The sequence below is a fragment of the Enterobacter sp. ECC-175 genome (assembly GCF_043968675.1).
Taxonomy (GTDB): Bacteria; Pseudomonadota; Gammaproteobacteria; order Enterobacterales; family Enterobacteriaceae; genus Enterobacter.
In genome coordinates this window covers 2,629,273-2,648,468 of sequence record NZ_CP143776.1, presented here as the reverse complement: position 1 = coordinate 2,648,468, position 19,196 = coordinate 2,629,273, and the positions used below count along the sequence as shown (strand labels likewise).

Sequence of the window (19,196 nt, the reverse complement as noted above, 5' to 3'; positions counted from 1 at the left end):
CGCAATTTTTCTTGCATCTGCGGGAAAGAGTTAACCCTGCAATAGCCGAATCAGCAGCGAGCCGTTGTACATAGCGTCTTTTACCAGCGCCGCGCCGGCCATCGTCCCCTGGTTAGAGAACTGCGTGCTTTCCACCACGATCTTCTGGCTGTAGGCCGGAAGCGACTGCTGGTGAATGCAGGCCGATATTGCCGGGAACAATATATCCGCCGCCTGACCAAGCGGCGAGCCGATGAGGATTTTTTGCGGATTAAATAAATTCACCATAATGGCGAGAATGCGCCCGACGTTGTTACCCACGCCGGTAATAATGTCCTTCGCCAGCAGATCGCCTTCCCGCGCGGCGGCGCACAGGGATTCGACCGTCAGGGGCTGGCCGTGCAGCGAGGAGCTCATCGACTGGCTCAGCCGAACCTGCGCCAGCTCCAGCACGCTCTCCACGCTGGCAATGGTTTCCAGACACCCGTGATTGCCGCAGTAGCAGCGCTTGCCGTAGGGATCGACCTGCGTGTGGCCGATTTCGACCAGGCTGCTGCTGCCGGCATGGAGAAGCCGCCCGTCGGTAATGACGCCCGCGCCGACGTTATGATCGATAACGACCTGGATCACGTCCCGCGCGCCGCGAGAGGCGCCGAACAGCGCTTCGGCCATCGTCCAGGCGCTGATGTCGTGCTGGATATAGACGGGCACGCCGGTATGGTTTCTCAGCGCCTCGCCCAGCGGCATCTCTTTTACGCCCTCATAAAACGGCATGCGGTGCACAATGCCGTTTTCGGTATCAATGATGCCCGGCAGGGTAATCGCAATGGCGGTTAAGCGCTCGAGGCGCTGCTGGTGGCGAATAAAGAACCGATCGATGTGGGTAATAATGGCGTCCAGCAGGGAGTGGCCGACGTCGAGCGGCAGGTCGAGCTGATCTTCTACCACCAGTTTGCTGCTCAGATCGCGCAGGGCGAGAAAAATCTCTCCCCGGCTGATGCGCATCGACAGGTAGTGCCATGCCTCGGTCTCAACCACCAGCCCCACCGCCGGACGGCCGCGGCTGCCGGGCTCCTGAATTTCCGTTTCCTGCACCAGGTGCGCTTCCAGCATCTCGCGAACAATCTTGGTTATGCTGGCGGGCGCCAGCTGCGCAAGACGCGAAAGATCGATACGCGAAACCGGGCCAAGCTGATCAATCAGGCGATACACCGCGCCCGCATTGGTTTGCTTGATCTGATCGATATGCCCTGGCTGACTATCAGCAACCACCTCGTACTCCCTTATTTTCGAGCTTCGAAATAAACTGTGGGCTATGGTGAAGCACTTCACCAGGCGTCGTCAAATTTTTACTTAGCCATGTGATTTGACGCACATTTTTGCTCACTTTTTCCCTGAATTAAGCGACCTGCGACGCGCTAATCAGCTGGTTTTTAAAGCGCTGCGCAGCGTGGCTCTCCTCGCGATGCTTCGACCACACCAGCCACATTTCCGAGACGGCATCCTCTTCTGCAAGCGAGACCCAGCGCATCTCCTGCAATTGTACCCGCTTAAACGAGGCGGGAAGAATAGAAACGCCAAGCCCCGCCGAGACCAGGCCAATGATCGTCATCGCCTCTCCCACTTCCTGAGCGATAGAGGGCACAAGACCGTAGCGACGCATCAGGCCAAGAATATCGTCATACAGGCCTGTGCCCACCTGCGGATCGAAAAAGACAAACGGCTCCTTCGCCAGCTCCGCCAGCGTGATGACTGGCCGCGCGGCGAGAGGATGATCGCGCGGGATCATCGCCATCAGCGGCTCGCGCAGGATGACCTGCCGCGCCAGAGAGTCCGGCAGCTGCGTATTGCGCATGAGCCCCAGGTCGAGCGCGCCGTCGTTCAGAGGGGCGATTTGCTCGCGGGTGTTTATCTCTCGCGTCTGAATGTGCACGTCCGGGTAATGGCGGCGGAACGACGAAAGGGTGTGCGACACGGCGCTAATAAACGGCGCCGAGGAGGTGAAGCCGATGCGCAGCTCGCCCGCCTCGCCCAGGTACAGGCGTTCCGCTCTGGCGGCAGCTTCCTCCACCATGGCGAGGATCTGGCGGCTGTCGGCAAGAAACTGCGCGCCCGCCGCCGTCAGGCTGACGCTGCGGTTGGTTCGCGCCAGCAGCCGCGCCCCAACCTGCTGTTCGAGGATCTGGATTTGCTGGCTAAGCGGAGGCTGAGAGATGTTAAGCCGGGCGGCGGCCCGGCCAAAATGCAGCTCTTCCGCCACGGCGACGAAGTAGCGTAAATGACGCAGCTCGATATTCATATTTTAAAAGTATCATTTGAGATTATTAATATATTAGACAGAATATTTACATTTTCATACCCTTAAGGCGTGGTCTTACCCGTCACCTGAATCACGGGGATGTTAAGCAAGGAAATTGTGTGAGTCGTACAACCTCCATTGATATCGCACCGGCAAGCGACGTCGATGATTTATCCGCCCCATCGCAGCCGGTTCAGTTTATAAAACGCGGTACCCCTCTGTTTATGCGCGTAACGCTGGCGCTCTTCTCGGCGGGACTGGCAACCTTTGCCCTGCTTTATTGCGTCCAGCCGATTCTGCCCGTGCTCTCCCACGAGTTCGGCGTATCCCCCGCCAGCAGCAGTATTTCGCTCTCGATCTCCACCGGCATGCTGGCCATCGGCCTGCTGTTTACCGGCCCGCTGTCCGATGCCATTGGCCGCAAGCCGGTGATGGTGACGGCCCTGATGCTGGCGTCCGTGTGTACGCTGCTTTCGACGATGATGACCAGCTGGCACGGCATTCTGCTGATGCGCGCGCTGATTGGGCTGTCGCTCAGCGGCGTGGCCGCCGTCGGCATGACCTACCTTAGCGAAGAGATCCACCCGAGCTTCGTGGCGTTTTCAATGGGGCTGTACATCAGCGGGAACTCGATCGGCGGGATGAGCGGACGCCTGCTGAGCGGAGTATTTACCGACTTCTTCACCTGGCGCATTGCGCTGGCGGTGATAGGCTGCTTTGCCCTCGCCTCGGCGCTAATGTTCTGGAAAATCCTGCCGGAGTCGCGGCATTTTCGCCCTACCTCCCTGCGCCCGAAAACGCTGTTTATCAACTTCCGCCTGCACTGGCGCGACAAAGGCCTGCCGCGGCTGTTTCTGATGGGCTTCCTGCTGATGGGCGCGTTCGTGACGCTCTTTAACTATATTGGCTACCGGCTGATGCTCTCGCCGTGGCACTTAAACCAGGCGGTTGTGGGGCTGCTTTCCGTGGCCTATCTCACCGGCACCTGGAGCTCGCCAAAAGCCGGGGCGATGACCGCGCGCTTTGGCCGCGGCCCGGTGATGCTGGTCTCCACGGCGGTGATGCTGCTTGGCCTGCTGCTGACGCTATTTTCTTCCCTGTGGCTCATTTTCGCGGGCATGCTGCTTTTCTCCGCCGGGTTCTTCGCCGCGCACTCCGTTGCCAGCAGTTGGATCGGCCCGCGCGCGCGCCGCGCGAAAGGCCAGGCCTCTTCCCTGTATCTGTTCAGCTACTATCTCGGCTCCAGCATTGCCGGGACGGCAGGCGGCGTATTCTGGCACAACTACGGCTGGAACGGCGTCGGCGGGTTTATTGCGCTGATGCTGTGTGCGGCGCTGCTGGTAGGTGCCAGCCTGCATAAACGTCTGCATTAACTTTCAGCCCTCTTCGTGTTTAAATCGAGCCGATGCTAATTTTTGTCATCGGCTGATTCAGACACGAGGACTTCATGAAAAACAACAGCTACCAGCAACTCACCCGCACCTTCCAGCGCCTCTCCCGCTTTTCGCACCTCTCCTCCATCGCCAGCTGGGATATGTTCACCATGATGCCACCGGGCGGCAGCGCCGCGCGAGGTGAAGCGCTGGCCGAAATGAGCGTGCTTCAGCACCAGATCCTGACCGATAAACGGGTCGGTGAATGGCTGGAGGCGGCTGCACAGGAAGATCTGAACGATATTGAGCAGGCCAACCTTCGCGAGATGACGCGCCATTACCAGCAGGCCTCGCTGCTGCCGGAAGCGCTGGTGGAGGCCAAATCGCTGGCGGGCAGCCGGTGCGAACACGCCTGGCGCACGCAGCGTCCGGCGAACGACTGGCAGGGCTTTTCTGCCAACCTGAAGGAGGTCGTCAAGCTGAGCCGCGAAGAGGCCCGCCTGCGCGCCGAGGCCAAAGGCTGCTCGCCTTACGATGCGCTGCTGGATATTTTTGAGCCGGACATGACCAGCGCCCGCCTCGATACGCTGTTTGCCGACATGAAAAGCTGGCTGCCGGACCTGCTGGCAAACGTTGTAGATAAGCAGGCCCAGCGGTCGTTCGTCCCCCCACAGGGGCCCTTCCCGACCGCCACCCAGCGCGAGCTGGGGCTGGAAGCCATGACGATGCTCGGCTTCGATTTTAACGGCGGGCGCCTGGACGTAAGCGCGCACCCCTTCTGCGGCGGCGTGCCGGAAGATGTACGCATCACCACCCGCTATGATGAAAATGAGCTGCTCAGCGCGCTGTTTGGCGTGATCCACGAAACGGGGCACGCCCGCTACGAGCAGAACCTGCCGCGCACCTGGGCCGGTCAGCCCGTTGCGCTGGCGCGCTCGACGGCAATTCATGAATCACAAAGCCTGTTCTTTGAGATGCAGCTCGGCCGCAGCGAGGCGTTCCTCAAGCATCTTCTCCCTGCCGTGCACGCCCGTTTCGGCAGCCAGGCGGCGTTCAGCGAGGAAAACTTCATCGCCTGGAACCAGCGCGTGAAGCCGGGCTATATCCGCGTAGATGCCGACGAGGTGAGCTACCCGGCGCACGTGGTATTGCGCTATGAGATTGAGCGCTCGCTCATTAATGGCGACATTGAGGTGGATGACATTCCGGCGCTCTGGGATGAGAAAATGCAGGCGTGGCTCGGGCTGTCGACGAAAGACAACTACCGAAACGGCTGCATGCAGGATATCCACTGGACCGACGGCGGCTTTGGCTACTTCCCGTCGTACACGCTGGGCGCGATGTACGCCGCGCAGCTGTTCAGCGCCGCCAAAAATGCCCTTCCCGGCCTGCAGGACGCTATCGCACAGGGGGATTTCTCCGCCCTGTTCGACTGGCTGCGCCAGAACATCTGGCAGCACGGCAGCCGCTTTAGCACCTCGCAGTTGATAACCCAGGCCACGGGGGAGGATCTCAACATCCGCTATTTCCGCGAACACTTGACCGCACGCTATCTGTAAGACCGCGCGCCGGGTTATTGCCCGGCGCTGTACATTCCGTTACACGCCGATACCAATCACTCACGGAAACCCCGAGTTTACAGGGATATAGTTCTTTCAACGGCCCCGCAGTGGGGTTACATGAAAAACCAAATTCGAGGGTATGAGAATGAATAAAGTATTAGCTCTGGTTGTTGCCGCTGCTATGGGTCTGTCCTCTGCTGCGTTTGCTGCTGAGACTACCGCAACCGCAACACCTGCTGCAGCGCCAGCGGCCACAACTACCGCGGCACCTGCAAAAGCGGTTCACCACAAGAAGCATCACAAAGCCGCAGCGAAAAAAGACGCCGCTGCTCCAGCGACCGCAGCGCCAACCGAACAGAAAGCGCAGGCGGCTAAAAAGCACCACAAGAAAGCCGCTAAACCGGCTGTAGAGCAGAAAGCCCAGGCCGCTAAAAAGCATCACAAAAAAGCCGCTAAGCCTGCTGCAGAGCAGAAAGCCCAGGCCGCTAAAAAGCACCACAAAGCAGCCGCTAAGCCTGCTGTAGCGCAGAAAGCTCAGGCTGCTAAAAAGCATCACAAAAAAGCAGTAAAACACGAAGCTGCTAAACCGGCTGCACAGCCAGCTGCGTAAGCGTACAGGCTGAACCGTGCCCTTCGGGGCACGTTGGTAAACCGGCGCTGAACCGGAAAAGGATCGGCGCCGTTTTTTTATCCGGAGGGCGTATGCTGCGACGCTATCGGTTTGAGTTCATTCTTATCGTGCTAATTTTATGCGCGATCATCGCCAGCCATTTTTATCTTTCATGAATGTAGCACGCTGATTTTACTCCCACTTTCGCGCCGTCCCGTCTATAGTATTTTCATAGGGTTCACTTTTAATAATCATAATTACCCCCACCAGAGTGTGATATGCGTAAATCTGTAGTGTTGTTACTGGGAACGTTGACTCTTTTTGCGGGCTTTTCACATGCGGATGACGGCGATGATGACGGCATCAGCGCGAAGGACGTAAAAACGCTTTTTTTCGGTCATGACGACCGCACGCGCGTTACCGATCCGACCCAGGCTCCCTGGGATGCGATTGGGCAGCTGGAAACCGCCAGCGGCAACCTCTGTACGGCCACGCTCATCACCCCTCAACTTGCGCTGACCGCAGGCCACTGTCTGCTCACGCCGCCAAACGGCAGGCCGGACAAAGCCGTTGCCCTGCGCTTCGTCTCGCAAAAAGGGATGTGGCGCTATGAGATCCACGGTATTGAAGGCCGGGTCGATCCTTCACTGGGTAAACGGCTAAAGCCTGACGGCGACGGCTGGATTGTGCCCCCGGGCGCGGCCTCGTGGGATTTTGGCCTGATCGTGCTGCGCTACCCGCCGTCCGGCATCACCCCGCTGCCGCTCTTTGACGGCGATAAAGCCGCGCTGACCGCCGCGCTAAAGGCCGCGGATCGCAAGGTCACGCAGTCGGGCTATCCGGTCGATCATCTGGACACGCTTTATACGCATACGGATTGTCTGGTCACCGGCTGGGCGCAGAACAGCGTACTGTCGCACCAGTGCGATACGCTGCCGGGCGATAGCGGTTCGCCGCTTATGTTGAAAACTGAAAATGGCTGGCAGCTGATTGGCGTTCAAAGCTCTGCCCCGGCGGCCAAGGACCGGTGGCGAGCCGATAACCGCGCGCTCTCGGTGACCGGTTTCCGCGACAGGCTCGAGGCGCTGGCTCAATAGCAGAATACAAAACGGGCAGCGAAATTCGCTGCCCGTTACGTGACGACCCGCTAATCAGGCGAGTTTTATCATGATCATGCCCGCCAGCAGCAGCACCAGGCCGATCCAGCCCTTGTTATTTAAACGCTGCCCGAACATCACCCAGCCCGCGGCCAGGGTTGCGGCGATACCAAATCCGCCCCACAGGGCGTATGCCACCGAAAGATCGATACCTTTAACCGCCTGCGACAGGGCGCTGAACGCGCCCAGCACCGCCGCAATCGACATCAGGCCATACATTTTACGACGAAAACCGTCTGAAAATTTCAAAAAGATATTCGCGACAATTTCCAGCACGATTGCCAGGGCCAGCCAGGCAGCGTGGATCCATTCAAACTGCTGCATGTGCGCTCTCCTTCTGCTGTTTCGTCGGTTTACGCGTACCCGATTTAATCAGCACGATGCCCGCGACCAGCGTGGTCAAGCCAGCAATTTTCATCGGCGATAACACTTCATCAAATATCATAACGCTAAAGAGGGTAATCAATAAAATACCGATACCTTCCCACAGGGCGTACGCCACGCCCAGCGCAATCTTCTTCACCGCGAAGGAGAGAAAAATATAGGAGAGTGAAATCATCACCAGCATTAAAATAAAGCCGGTGTTGCCATCGCTGACGCTTGCCCATTTCATAGACAGCGTACCTGTAATTTCAGCGACGATCGCCAGAGCTAATAAAATCCAGTAAAACATAGTCTTCTCCTGCTTGAGAATATAGTCCATCGTGGCTCGCTGCAGACAGCAAACCTAAAAATTTGAAATACGATTGGTCAGCTAAGCGCATAGCGCCAGCTCAGGCAGAAGACGTGACTATAGCGCGTTGCGCCAGTGTTGCTCAGCAGAAAGGAGACTAAAAGAAGTAGAGAATACTGCGGTGTTGTTTGAAAAATAGGTCCTGAACAAATTGTCCATAAAATTACAATTATCCGCGTTGTTGCTTCTCGTCTTTGCGGATGAAAATTGTCCTCAGTAGTTGAACACGCGTAATTTGTACCACAAGCTAAGATTTTACTCAAAGCCTTTTCAATTCTTTACCCAGTTCGTTTGATTTTGGTTAGTTTATTGCGAGGCGGTTAGGCTCTATTATAAATAAAAAGTTTAATCAGGACATTCCATGGCCAAACCCATCATTACGCTGAACGGGCTGAAGATCGTTATTATGCTGGGCATGCTGGTGATCATTCTCACCGGCGTTCGCTTTGCCGCCGATATCATCGTGCCCTTCATTCTGGCGCTGTTTATTGCCGTGATCCTGAACCCGCTGGTGCAGCGCATGGTTCGTCTGCGCATACCGCGCGTGCTGGCGATTACGCTGCTTATCAGCATTATTATTTGCGCCATGGTGCTGCTGGTGGCGTATCTGGGGACCTCGCTAAACGAGCTGGCGCGCACCCTGCCGAAATACCGTTCATCGCTGGCGATCCCCCTGCTGCAGCTTGAACCCTGGCTGCAGCGCGCGGGCATTGAAATCTCCGTGGAGGAGCTGCTGAAGTATATCGATCCGAATGCCGCGATGACGCTCGTCACCGGCCTGCTGACGCAGCTTTCCAACGCGATGACGTCGATATTCCTGCTGTTTCTGACGGTGGTCTTTATGCTGCTGGAGGTGCCGCAGCTGCCCGCCAAGCTGCAGCAGATCATGGTCCGCCCGGTGGAAGGTATGGGAGCCATTCAGCGGGCGCTGGACAGCGTCTCTCGCTACCTGGTGTTGAAAACGGCCATCAGCCTGGTGACGGGGCTTGTTGTCTGGGCGATGCTCGTCGCGCTGGACGTGCGCTTTGCGTTTGTCTGGGGGCTGCTGGCCTTCGCGCTCAACTATATCCCCAACATCGGTTCCGTGCTGGCAGCCATTCCGCCGATCCTCCAGGTGCTGGTGTTCAGCGGGCTGTACGATGCGCTTGTCCTGCTGGCGGGCTATCTGGCGATTAACCTCGTTTTCGGCAACATTCTGGAACCACGGATGATGGGGCGCGGCCTGGGGCTGTCCACGCTGGTGGTGTTCTTATCGCTGATTTTCTGGGGCTGGCTGCTCGGCCCCGTCGGCATGCTGCTCTCCGTTCCGCTGACCATTATCGTGAAGATTGGCCTTGAGCAAACGGAAGGCGGGCAAAGCATCGCCATTCTGCTGAGCGACATGAGCCACAAATAGCGGCCGGGCTCAGCCCTCCATCGCCAGCATGGGCTTGCTGAGCCTTCCGGCCTCGCGGTATGCGCCCAGCGCCGCCCGCCATTCCGCCAGCGGGAACAGCGTCGCGTCGCTGTACCGGCTGGCGCGAAGCTTAGGCCAGATCTGCATGAACTGCGCCTGCCAGGCCGGCGCGTCTAGCGCATCCAGGTAGTTGCGAATATGAAACCATTCCACGCGCGGCAACGCCTGGCGCTGGCGGAACGTCTGCCCTGAAAGCAGCCCGTAGCAGACAAAAATACCCTTCTCCGGCATGACGCTCAGGATGGCTTCTGCCAGGCTACCGCCGGTGGCGTCATACGTCACTTCCGCGCGCACGGCGGCCTCGCGAACGGCTGCCGCATCGTCCTGCGCGATCGGGACAATCCCCATCGCCACTAGCCTGTCGGCATGAATCGGGGAACGGTGAATGCCGTAGACCGCCAGCGCTCCCGCGTTCAGCGCCCACTGGCCGAGTAGGATAGCGCAGTCCGATCCGGCTGCGGTTAAAAGCACCGTTTTCCCCCGAGGAGAATAGCGCGTGAGCATCATCTGCGCGGCGAGCGGGTTGATATACGCGCGAGCGGCGAGCAGCGAATCCATCTCTGCCGGCACGGGAACCGCATACTCAGCCGGACAATCAACAACGCGCTGCCACGTACCCTCCCCCCGCAGCGGCAGGACGCGCCTGCCCAGCAGATGCGCGAACCCAGCGGGCGCGTCGGTGACAACGCCGATGCCTTCGTAACCGGCCACGGCGGGCAGCGGCGTCCGGTGGCGATACGCGCCGGTGATGGGGATCAGATCGGAGGCATTAACGGGAGCGAACAGCATGCGCACCCGAAGATGCCCTGCCAGCCGCGCCGCGGGGACAACGGATTCAGCCTGCAGAACGACGTCAGGCTCGCCGAAACGGCGATACTCAAGAGCAATATTTTCCATGGCGGTCACGCGGTGCATCTCACGTTAAGGATTTAATAGCCTGCGCATTGTAATCCACACCTCGTTGATTTGGCACGGCCAGCGCGCGGCGGCGATCGCTTCATCCCGCCCTCGCTTTGCGTTATTCTTACGCTTTCGTCCCGCGAAGGGACCCTTCGTCACAGGTAACATCGGCCATGGCCTTAATCCCAAGAAACTACGCGCAGCTTGAAAGCGGCTACCGTGAAAAAGCCTTAAAAATCTACCCGTGGGTATGCGGGCGCTGCTCGCGCGAGTTTGTTTACTCAAACCTTCGTGAACTCACGGTCCACCATATCGACCACGATCATACCAATAACCCGGCCGACGGCAGCAACTGGGAACTGCTGTGCCTGTTCTGCCACGACCACGAGCACTCAAAGTACACGGAAGCCGACCAGTACGGCACCACCGTCGTGGCGGGTGAAGATGCGCAGAAGGACGTGGGCGCGGCTACGTACAATCCGTTTGCCGATTTAAAGTCGATGCTCAATAAGAAGTAATGCTGAACAGCACGCCAACTGCCCGTATCGCGGGTGCAGGCAGTTAGCGTGCTGCGTTATTTCGCTACCGGCAAATCCGCATACCGCGTCGTATACGCCGGAGAAAGCATTTCACGCTTCATTTTCCAGGCTTTCTCAATGCCCTGGCCGGCAAACCACACCTTGCCTTTCCCGGAATGATTCAGGCTGTCGATCACGTCCATTAATGCCGCGCTGTTGGCCTGCGGCTGTTGGGCATCGAACAAATTCAGCTGCGCGACGCCGCTGCTGAAAAAATCGGCCAGCATCACGCCCGCCTTCATGTAGCGATACCCATCGATCCATATGCGATCCAGCGCCGTCGTCGCGGCGCGGATAATATCGCGCGTGTCATTGGACGGGGTCATGAGTATCGTTGACGCCTGATTGCCGTAATAAACCTCATTGTCCGCATGCGGGCTGGTGCGTAAAAACACGCTGATGAGGCGGCAGTGCTGGCGTTCCCCGCGCAGCTTTTCCGCCGCGCGCTCCGCATACGCGCAGATGGCCTGGTGCATCTCAACGTATTCCGTAATGCGGTGCCCAAACGAGCGGCTACAGACGATCTGCTGTTTTGTGGGGGCAAACTCCTCCAGCCCCAGGCAGCACTCGCCGCGCAGCTCGCGGGCCGTGCGTTCCAGAACAACGTTGAAATGTTTTCTAAGAACCCATAGCGAGCTTGCTGCCAGATCCTGCGCCGTCGCGATCCCCATGGCGTTAAGCTTTTTCGTGATGCGCCGCCCTACGCCCCACACTTCCTCAACGGGGACGGCCGCCAGCAGCTTGCGCTGCCGTTCGGGGCAGGATAAATCGACAACGCCGCCCGTTGAAGGCCATTTTTTAGCCGCGAAGTTCGCCAGCTTTGCCAGGGTTTTCGTTGGGGCAATGCCCACGCCCACCGTCAAACCGGTGTTTTTATAGACGCTATCGCGCATTTGATGCCCAAATGCCTCCAGCGACATACAGTTGTTAACGCCCGATACGCTGACGAAGGCCTCATCGATGGAGTAAATCTCAATTGCCGGGGCCATATCCGTCAGCGTTTGCATCACGCGGCTGCTGAGATCGGCATACAGCGCATAGTTCGAGCTAAACACGTAAACCCGCAGCGGATAGCCCTTCTCTTTGAATTTAAAATAGGGTTCTCCCATTTTGATGCCGAGCCGTTTAGCCTCCCGCGAAAGCGAGATGATGCAGCCGTCGTTATTGGAAACCACCACCACCGGCTTCCCTTTCAGGTCCGGTCGAAAAACCGTCTCGCAGGACGCGTAAAAGCTATTGACGTCAACCAGCGCGAACATGTTTATACGTTTTAAGCGCGTGGGTGACGACGCCGAAGATCTGTAGCTCCTCCTCGGACTGAAAGACAATCGGCCTATAGCCGGGATTGTGCGGCACCAGGCGAAGCGCGGGGCGCGTTTGCAGCTCCTTTACCGTGAACTCTCCGCCGACCGACGCCACGATGATGTCGCCATGCACGGCATCCAGCGATCGATCGACCACCAGAAGATCGCCGTCGCCGATCCCCGCCCCAATCATTGAGTCTCCGCTCACCTTCACAAAATAGGTCGCGCTGGGGTGTCTGACCACCAGCCGGTTAAGGTCGAGACGCTCCTCCACGTAGTCCTGCGCAGGGCTAGGGAAGCCGCAGGGAACGCGCTCGACGAACAGCGGACGTTCCACGTTTTGCCCGGAATGATAAGAAATGAGAGTGCTCATAAATGCCCTATTCACCATACACTGTATTTATATACAGTATTACGGATCCTGGACAGCGATCAAGCCGCTTTCTGCTGCAACGGCTCGAACGTATTGAAGTCAGTGAGGATTTAGTTGCGATGAAAAAAACCGCTTGCTGCACTATTCAGCAGGTAAACGCGTTTTCCTTCGCCAGGAAGAAAGGCCGTAAATACGCCACCGTATTAGAGAGCGGAATAACGTCGTCACTCAATTGAATCTTAAGCACGTCGCGAATGTAGCGCCTGCGGGTATCGATGCGCGCCCAGAGTTCAGGATAATCACGCTGGATCTCGGCCTGAAGATCGCGATCCGCCAGGGCGATGCTCTCCTCCGCGCTGGTCCCGGAATAGCCCTTCACGGAAGGAATGATATCGATTTGCAGGATCATGCCGCTTTTCAGGGTTTGTACGGAGCGGTCAAAAATGGGGGATGACATCCACTCTTCGTCCGCGCTGAGATGGCCCGGATTAAGATGCCAGCCGTATATTTCTTTCGGCAGTACGGCCTCAATCAGCGAATATATCTCTCCACCCGTCATGCCGATGCGGATATTTTCAAGCCAGGCGACGACGGCCGTAAAATAGGGTTTGGCGACGCGGTCGAGATAATCTTTCTGGGTCTCCGGCAGCTCGCTTTCATCGGCAATGACAAACCCGGTGCGGCTGGATAATCCGCCCTTAAATCCGGTCGTCATCGAAAGCGGCTCGCCGCGCCGTATCGGCCTGTGCGTCGGGTACAGGTTGGCTTTTTCAAAGCGCGGCCCGCCGGCGGCAATGGTCACGACCGAATGATATTGCCCTTCCGCCGCAAGCGCGGCGCCGAGATCGGCCTCGCGAATGCCCGGAACCACCGCGTTCATGGCGTTAAGCATGCAGGTCGAGGCAAGATTCGCGCCATATTCGTAGTGGGCAATTTCGTTGGCATTATTAGTCGTGCGCGCGCCGATATCGCCGTCAATAAAAAGAGGCGTCGCGTTTTCAAGGACGGCAGTTTCTGAAACGCTGCGGCGAATAGCGTCGACAATAAAATAAGGCAGATCGAAAAGCAGCTTATTATCCGCGCGCGCGGAGGTAAACATTTTCCAGCCGACTAGCCCAACGCGATGTATTGTTTGCAAGCCCGTTTCCCGCAGCAGCGTTTCCAGCGGTAAATCATTTTCCATCGGCTGGTTAGGCAAAGAAAAATAAGGGCTGTGCTTCAGCGTAACCGGAATACGGCAGTGTGCGGCCATCTTCAGATTTTCATTGCCGAGAATAACGGTCGCCTCTCCGCTTTTCTTAAGCATTAACAGCCCCTCTTCAAAGCGGGGAATAAAACCGGTCAGGTATTCAAAATTCGCGCCGTGCTCCTTATCGGCATAAATCATCAGCGCGTCAAATTCTTCGGCCGCCATTCGGGCAAGAATAGCGTCTTTTCGCGCCTGAAGGGTCCCGTCCGTGAGCGGAACGGGCGCCGCGTCGGAGAATCCGCGCGGCGCGATCGTCGCCTGAAGCTTTACTGCCTTAAAGTCCATATTTACTCCACCAGTGCGTTTAGCGTGTCGAGGGCTTCCTGAGGTAAAACAAGTTCCGCCGCCGCCAGGTTTTGCCGCAGATGCGCCACGGAAGACGTTCCAGGGATGAGCAGAATATTCGGCGAGCGCTGGAGCAGCCAGGCCAGCGCGACCTGCATCGCCGTCGCGCCCAGCGAATCGGCGACGGCCTGTAGCCCGGATGATTGCAGCGGCGTGAAGCCGCCCAGCGGGAAGAACGGCACGTACGCAATGCCCTGCTGCGCAAGGGAGTCGATCAGCGCATCGTCACCGCGGTTCACAATGTTGTACATGTTCTGCACGCAGACCACGGACACCGTCTTCTGCGCTTCGGCAACCTGCGCGGCGGTTACGTTGCTCAGGCCGACGTGGCGGACCAGCCCCTGCTGCTGTAGCTCCGCCAGCGCGGCGAGCGGCTCGGCAATCGATCCCTCCGCCGGACCGTGTGCGCTAAACATGATCCGCAGGTTAACCACGTCCAGGACGTCGAGCTGCAGATTGCGCAGGTTGTCATGCACGGCCTGCGTCAGCTCCTGCGCGGAAAACGCCGGCAGCCAGGCGGCATCGGCACCGCGCCGCGCGCCGATTTTCGTCACAATCGTCAGATCGTCCCGGTAAGGATGGAGCGCCTCGCGAATAAGCTGGTTAGTCACGTGCGGGCCGTAAAAATCACTGGTATCGATATGGTTCACGCCCAGCGCCACCGCTTCACGAAGCACCTCCAGCGCCGCGTTTTTATCCTTCGGCGGGCCAAAAACGCCGGGCCCGGCCAGCTGCATTGCGCCATAGCCGAGTCGCTTAACGGTGCGCGTGCCTAACGTCCAGGTTCCGCTTTGATCGATGCTGCTCATCGTGACCTTCCTCATTAAAAAATTCGGGTTTACAAGAGGTTCCGTGACGGAACCATTAGTTAAGCAATAGTTAAATTAAAGTTTAATTTCGCTACGACGATAGTAGTTAGGTAACCCCAGCCAATATAACGGACGTAACCCATGCTAAAAAATCTGCACGTGATTACCGGAATTATTTTTGCTCTCACCATATTCTGTCTGCTGCAAGTTGTCACGGGCGGGTTGTTCTATTCCGCCGTCAACAATGACCGACATAACTTCCAGAACTCCGGGGTGCTGAACGCACAGCAGGAGAGCCTAAGCGACAGCGTTAACACGCTGGTGAAAACCCGCGTCACCGTCACCCGCGTGGCGATTCGCTATCTGAAAAACCAGCGCGATCCGGCGTCCCTGGAGGCCATCAATAAACTGCTGGGCACGGCCAGCGATTCTCTGACCAAAGCGGAAGCCTATTACGGCGCCTGGCAAAAAATGCCGCAGGTGAACGGCCAAAACGCGGCGCTCACGCAGGAGATGCAGAAATCCTGGAGCCAGATGCATGAGGTGATGCGCCTGTCGATTGAGTACCTGCGTGCGGATAACTACCAGGCCTACGGTGACCTCGACGCCCAGCAGGCGCAGGATAATATGGAGACGGTCTACACCCGCTGGCGCGCGGAAAACAATACCCTGCTTAAGGCTGCCGCCGAAGAAAACCAGAGCAGCTTTACCCAGATGCAGTGGACGCTTGCGGGCATTTTCCTTGCCGTTATCGCCGTGCTGGTCGTGATCTGGCAGGGCCTGCAGCATCTGCTGTTAAGGCCGCTTAAAACCATTATGGACCATATTCGCACCATCGCGGGCGGTGATTTGACCCGCACCATTCCCCTCTCCGGCCATAACGAAATGGGCCAGCTGGCCGCCGGGCTGGACGAGATGCAGCAGTCGCTGGTGAGCACGGTGAGCGCGGTGCGCGGCAGCACCGACGCAATCTATACCGGTGCAGGTGAAATTGCGGCGGGCAGCAACGATCTCTCCGCCCGTACCGAACAGCAGGCCGCGTCGCTCGAGGAGACCGCAGCCAGCATGGAAGAGCTGACCGCCACGGTCAAACAGAACTCCGATAACGCGCGCCAGGCCACGCTGCTGGCCAAGAACGCCTCCGATACCGCCGCGCGCGGCGGCCGCGTGGTGGATAACGTCGTGCGCACGATGACCGAAATCGCCGACAGTTCGCAGCAAATCGCCCACATCACCGGCGTGATCGACAGCATCGCCTTCCAGACCAATATCCTGGCGCTTAACGCCGCCGTGGAGGCCGCCCGCGCCGGAGAACAGGGCCGCGGATTCGCCGTGGTGGCGGGCGAAGTACGCACGCTGGCAAGCCGCAGCGCGCAGGCGGCAAAAGAGATCAAAGGGCTGATTGAGAACTCCGTGAACCGGGTCAATACCGGCTCTGAGCAGGTCAGCGAGGCGGGCGATACGATGAAAGAGATCGTCGCTGCCGTCACCCGCGTGACCGATATTATGGGGGAAATTTCATCCGCGTCCGACGAGCAGAGCCGCGGAATTGAGCAGGTGAGCCTGGCGGTATCGCAGATGGACAGCGTCACCCAGCAGAACGCCGCGCTGGTGCAGGAATCCGCTACGGCCGCGGCCGCGCTGGAAGATCAGTCCGAGCAGCTGCGCCAGGCCGTGGCGGCGTTTCGCCTGAACGTGCAGGAAAACGCCGCGGTTCCACGCGCCGCAGCCATTAAAACGCCGCAGCTCCTGCGACCGGCAACCGCCAGCGCGGGCACGGGCGATAGCCACTGGGAAACGTTCTGAATGAAAGCGCGGGCGAGTAAAATCGCCCGCGTTTATCAGGAGGCTAGCGGCTGCGCTTGGCGTGCCGCTCCCAGTTCTCCTGCTTAGCCTCATCTGATTTACGCAGCGATACGTAGCACGCCCCGCTGCCGCCGTGATGCGGCAGCGCCACGCAAAACGCCTGCACGTCGTCAAACTCCGCAAGCCAGCGCGCCAGATAGCTGCGCACCACGTTAGGATGGGAATATTGCTCACGCCCTTTACCGTGAACAATCACCAGATTGCGTAGCCCGTCGCGGACTGCCTGGCGGATAAAGGAAAACAGCATCTGCCGGCACTGCTCAACGGGCTGGCGTAACAGGTTCAGGCTGGCCTGGCGGGAGTATTTACCTGCGCGGAGCTTATCAATAACCCCCTGCTGTACCCCCTCTCGCTGAAACGCCAGCGGCTCGTCAAGCGGCAGCAGTTCCAGAAAACCCAGGGTCAGGAAGTTATCCAACTGCTCGGTGTCGATCTCCTGGCGAGGACGCGCGTTGCGGCCCGGCTGCCAGTGGACATCCGCGCAGCGCTTCAGGGGCTGGACATCTTCCATGGCGTCAAGAAAAAGGGATTTGTCGTCAGGGTTCATGGAAATCCTCCGGCTACATCTGAGCCTGTACTATACCCGCGCCCGATGCATGTCTCAATGACCGGGAAGATCGTAATATAAGTAATATTAATAAATAATTACCGAGAGAATATATCAAATAAGCAAACGAAAAGATTAAACGTTCCTTAATTAAAATTTCAGCATCGATAAAATATAAAATTTAAGTTAAAAATACGTGAAATCAATCACTCAATTTACTTTCTTTTTGGCGATTAACTGTTATAACTCATTATACCTGCCTGATGGACAAAACTCGCGGGATATGCGAAAGGATATACTGCTGTGTGTTCTATAGGGTCTGTTTGATGTCGACAGGCTCTATTTTTTTATTGTCTGGTTCTGACTTATTTCCCCTCTCAACATTACCCCAGAATTAACATCCACTTATTTAAAGAGAATGCGTCTTACCATTTCAGAGTATGGCTGAAAACGCCGCTGGCGTGATATTGTGTCGATCTGCCGACAGGATCGCGAAGCGCGCCAGGCTCGAACACATAGGATAAGAGGATGCTGAGATTACTCGAAGATAAAATCGACACCCCGCTTGGGCCGCTGTGGGTGCTCGCGGACGAGCAGTTCAATCTGCGCGCCGTCGAATGGGAAGAGCATAGCGACCGCATGGTGGAGTTACTCAACATTCATTATCGCGCTCAGGGTTACGAACGCATTGGCGCGACTAACCCCGGCGGGCTGAGCGATAAGCTTACGGCTTACTTTGAAGGCGATCTTGGCATCATCAATGAATTGCCCACCGCGACGGGAGGAACGCCTTTCCAGCGCGAAGTCTGGCAGGCGCTGCGCGCGATCCCCTGTGGACACGTCATGCACTACGGCCAGCTCGCGGAGCAGCTTGGGCGCGCAGGCGCCGCGCGCGCGGTGGGCGCGGCGAATGGCTCTAACCCCGTCAGCATTGTCGTTCCCTGCCACCGCGTGATTGGCCGCAACGGCACCATGACGGGCTATGCCGGCGGCGTGCAGCGCAAGGAGTGGTTGCTGCGCCATGAAGGGTATCTTTTGCTCTAAATGCCAGGCTTTTAGTGCTTAATTTTCTTCCGGTTAGGCTAAAAATCCTTATTCAATCTGTGGAATATCAAAGGGATGGCAACATGTTGCCCTCTCTTGTCTTTATTGGCGGTTTGCCAGGCTTACGTACTTACCAAAAAGATGTTAAAATTGACCAATATCAATTAAGGCTTGAGCAAACCTATGATCCCGGAAAAGCGAATTATACGACGCATTCAGTCTGGCGGTTGTGCTATCCATTGCCAGGATTGCAGCATCAGCCAGCTCTGTATCCCGTTTACCCTGAATGAGCATGAGCTCGATCAGCTTGATAATATTATCGAGCGCAAGAAGCCTATTCAGAAAGGGCAGACGCTGTTTAAGGCGGGAGACGAACTTAAATCGCTCTATGCTATCCGTTCTGGCACCATTAAAAGCTACACCATCACCGAACAGGGCGATGAGCAGATCACCGGCTTCCACCTCGCGGGCGATCTGGTCGGCTTTGACGCTATCGGTACGGGGCACCACCCGAGCTTCGCTCAGGCGCTGGAAACCTCAATGGTCTGCGAAATCCCGTTCGAAACGCTGGACGACCTGTCCGGTAAAATGCCTAACCTGCGTCAGCAGATGATGCGTTTGATGAGCGGCGAGATCAAAGGCGATCAGGACATGATCCTGCTGCTGTCCAAAAAGAACGCGGAAGAGCGTCTGGCTGCCTTTATCTATAACCTCTCCCGCCGTTTCGCGGAGCGTGGTTTCTCCCCGCGCGAATTCCGCCTGACCATGACGCGTGGCGATATCGGTAACTATCTGGGCCTGACGGTTGAAACCATCAGCCGCCTGCTGGGACGTTTCCAGAAAAGCGGTATGCTGGCCGTAAAAGGTAAGTACATCACCATTGAAAACGGTGAAGCGCTGGCGATCCTCGCCGGTCACGCTCGCAACGTGGCCTAACGCTCCCCGCACCGCCGATGCCAGATCGATAAATTTTCGTAATTATTGATCTGGCAAACTTCTCCCCCCTGTTTCA

19 protein-coding genes are annotated in these 19,196 nt (G+C 57.5%); 9 read left to right on the top strand and 10 right to left on the bottom strand.

Annotated features, from left to right (window positions below; genetic code table 11):
* Positions 1-30 precede the first annotated feature (30 nt).
* On the bottom strand, positions 31-1,251 hold the full coding sequence (mlc, locus tag V1599_RS12655) for a sugar metabolism global transcriptional regulator Mlc (RefSeq protein WP_112009587.1): 1,221 nt from the start codon (positions 1,249-1,251) through the stop codon (positions 31-33).
* A 127-nt stretch (positions 1,252-1,378) separates the two neighbouring features.
* A complete protein-coding gene (locus tag V1599_RS12650) occupies positions 1,379-2,278 on the bottom strand; it encodes a LysR family transcriptional regulator (RefSeq protein WP_395300161.1) in 900 nt (299 codons plus the stop codon).
* 119 nt (positions 2,279-2,397) lie between these two features.
* Between V1599_RS12650 and V1599_RS12645 the strand changes: the two genes are divergently transcribed.
* The 4 genes from V1599_RS12645 (at position 2,398) to V1599_RS12630 (ending at position 6,920) form a co-directional block, all read left to right on the top strand.
* Positions 2,398-3,651, top strand: coding sequence for an MFS transporter (locus V1599_RS12645; protein WP_297117395.1), 1,254 nt, complete (start codon positions 2,398-2,400; stop codon positions 3,649-3,651).
* Between the two features lie 74 nt (positions 3,652-3,725).
* Positions 3,726-5,210 carry a carboxypeptidase M32 gene (locus V1599_RS12640; RefSeq protein ID WP_395300160.1) on the top strand — a complete coding sequence of 495 codons (1,485 nt, stop codon included), beginning with the start codon at positions 3,726-3,728 and terminating at the stop codon, positions 5,208-5,210.
* 148 nt (positions 5,211-5,358) lie between these two features.
* Positions 5,359-5,823, top strand: coding sequence for an acid resistance repetitive basic protein Asr (gene asr / locus V1599_RS12635; RefSeq protein ID WP_112009583.1), 465 nt, complete (start codon positions 5,359-5,361; stop codon positions 5,821-5,823).
* A 278-nt stretch (positions 5,824-6,101) separates the two neighbouring features.
* Positions 6,102-6,920 carry a serine protease gene (locus tag V1599_RS12630; protein WP_112009582.1) on the top strand — a complete coding sequence of 273 codons (819 nt, stop codon included), beginning with the start codon at positions 6,102-6,104 and terminating at the stop codon, positions 6,918-6,920.
* A 54-nt stretch (positions 6,921-6,974) separates the two neighbouring features.
* Here V1599_RS12630 and mdtI read toward each other — a convergent pair whose 3' ends face one another.
* Complete coding sequence (gene mdtI / locus V1599_RS12625) at positions 6,975-7,304, bottom strand: multidrug/spermidine efflux SMR transporter subunit MdtI (protein WP_112009581.1); 330 nt, start codon at positions 7,302-7,304, stop codon at positions 6,975-6,977.
* A complete protein-coding gene (gene mdtJ, locus V1599_RS12620) occupies positions 7,291-7,653 on the bottom strand; it encodes a multidrug/spermidine efflux SMR transporter subunit MdtJ (RefSeq protein WP_112009580.1) in 363 nt (120 codons plus the stop codon). Before mdtJ ends, mdtI begins: the two co-directional genes overlap by 14 nt.
* A 421-nt stretch (positions 7,654-8,074) precedes the next feature.
* On the opposite strand from mdtJ, the gene V1599_RS12615 reads away from it, so the two are divergent.
* Positions 8,075-9,109, top strand: a complete 1,035-nt coding sequence (locus V1599_RS12615; RefSeq protein WP_297117406.1) for an AI-2E family transporter — start codon at positions 8,075-8,077, stop codon at positions 9,107-9,109.
* A gap of 9 nt (positions 9,110-9,118) precedes the next feature.
* On the opposite strand, the gene V1599_RS12610 is transcribed toward V1599_RS12615, so the two are convergent.
* Positions 9,119-10,066: a zinc-dependent alcohol dehydrogenase family protein gene (locus tag V1599_RS12610; RefSeq protein ID WP_395300159.1), complete on the bottom strand. Its 948-nt coding sequence runs from the start codon at positions 10,064-10,066 to the stop codon at positions 9,119-9,121.
* 176 nt (positions 10,067-10,242) lie between these two features.
* Between V1599_RS12610 and yajD the strand changes: the two genes are divergently transcribed.
* Positions 10,243-10,587 (top strand): HNH nuclease YajD, encoded by a 345-nt coding sequence (yajD, locus tag V1599_RS12605; protein ID WP_112009578.1) that lies wholly within the window; start codon positions 10,243-10,245, stop codon positions 10,585-10,587.
* Positions 10,588-10,643: 56 nt separating this feature from the next.
* Here the strand turns inward: yajD and umuC are convergent, their stop codons facing one another.
* From umuC to V1599_RS12585, 4 genes are all read right to left on the bottom strand, one after another.
* On the bottom strand, positions 10,644-11,906 hold the full coding sequence (gene umuC, locus V1599_RS12600; RefSeq protein ID WP_395300158.1) for a translesion error-prone DNA polymerase V subunit UmuC: 1,263 nt from the start codon (positions 11,904-11,906) through the stop codon (positions 10,644-10,646).
* On the bottom strand, positions 11,890-12,324 hold the full coding sequence (umuD, locus tag V1599_RS12595; protein ID WP_395300157.1) for a translesion error-prone DNA polymerase V autoproteolytic subunit: 435 nt from the start codon (positions 12,322-12,324) through the stop codon (positions 11,890-11,892). Before umuD ends, umuC begins: the two co-directional genes overlap by 17 nt.
* 145 nt (positions 12,325-12,469) lie before the next feature.
* Complete coding sequence (locus tag V1599_RS12590) at positions 12,470-13,858, bottom strand: M24 family metallopeptidase (RefSeq protein WP_395300156.1); 1,389 nt, start codon at positions 13,856-13,858, stop codon at positions 12,470-12,472.
* A 2-nt stretch (positions 13,859-13,860) separates the two neighbouring features.
* Entirely contained in the window at positions 13,861-14,727 is an 867-nt protein-coding gene (locus V1599_RS12585) for an aldo/keto reductase family oxidoreductase (protein WP_395300155.1), read from the bottom strand.
* A 141-nt stretch (positions 14,728-14,868) separates the two neighbouring features.
* On the opposite strand from V1599_RS12585, the gene V1599_RS12580 reads away from it, so the two are divergent.
* Positions 14,869-16,533, top strand: coding sequence for a methyl-accepting chemotaxis protein (locus tag V1599_RS12580; protein ID WP_112009573.1), 1,665 nt, complete (start codon positions 14,869-14,871; stop codon positions 16,531-16,533).
* A 43-nt stretch (positions 16,534-16,576) separates the two neighbouring features.
* Here the strand turns inward: V1599_RS12580 and smrA are convergent, their stop codons facing one another.
* Positions 16,577-17,140, bottom strand: a complete 564-nt coding sequence (smrA, locus tag V1599_RS12575) for a DNA endonuclease SmrA (protein ID WP_112009572.1) — start codon at positions 17,138-17,140, stop codon at positions 16,577-16,579.
* Positions 17,141-17,668: 528 nt separating this feature from the next.
* On the opposite strand from smrA, the gene ogt reads away from it, so the two are divergent.
* Complete coding sequence (ogt, locus tag V1599_RS12570; RefSeq protein WP_112009571.1) at positions 17,669-18,184, top strand: methylated-DNA--[protein]-cysteine S-methyltransferase; 516 nt, start codon at positions 17,669-17,671, stop codon at positions 18,182-18,184.
* Positions 18,185-18,367: 183 nt separating this feature from the next.
* Positions 18,368-19,120 (top strand): fumarate/nitrate reduction transcriptional regulator Fnr, encoded by a 753-nt coding sequence (fnr, locus tag V1599_RS12565; protein WP_112009570.1) that lies wholly within the window; start codon positions 18,368-18,370, stop codon positions 19,118-19,120.
* The last annotated feature ends 76 nt before the right edge of the window (positions 19,121-19,196 follow it).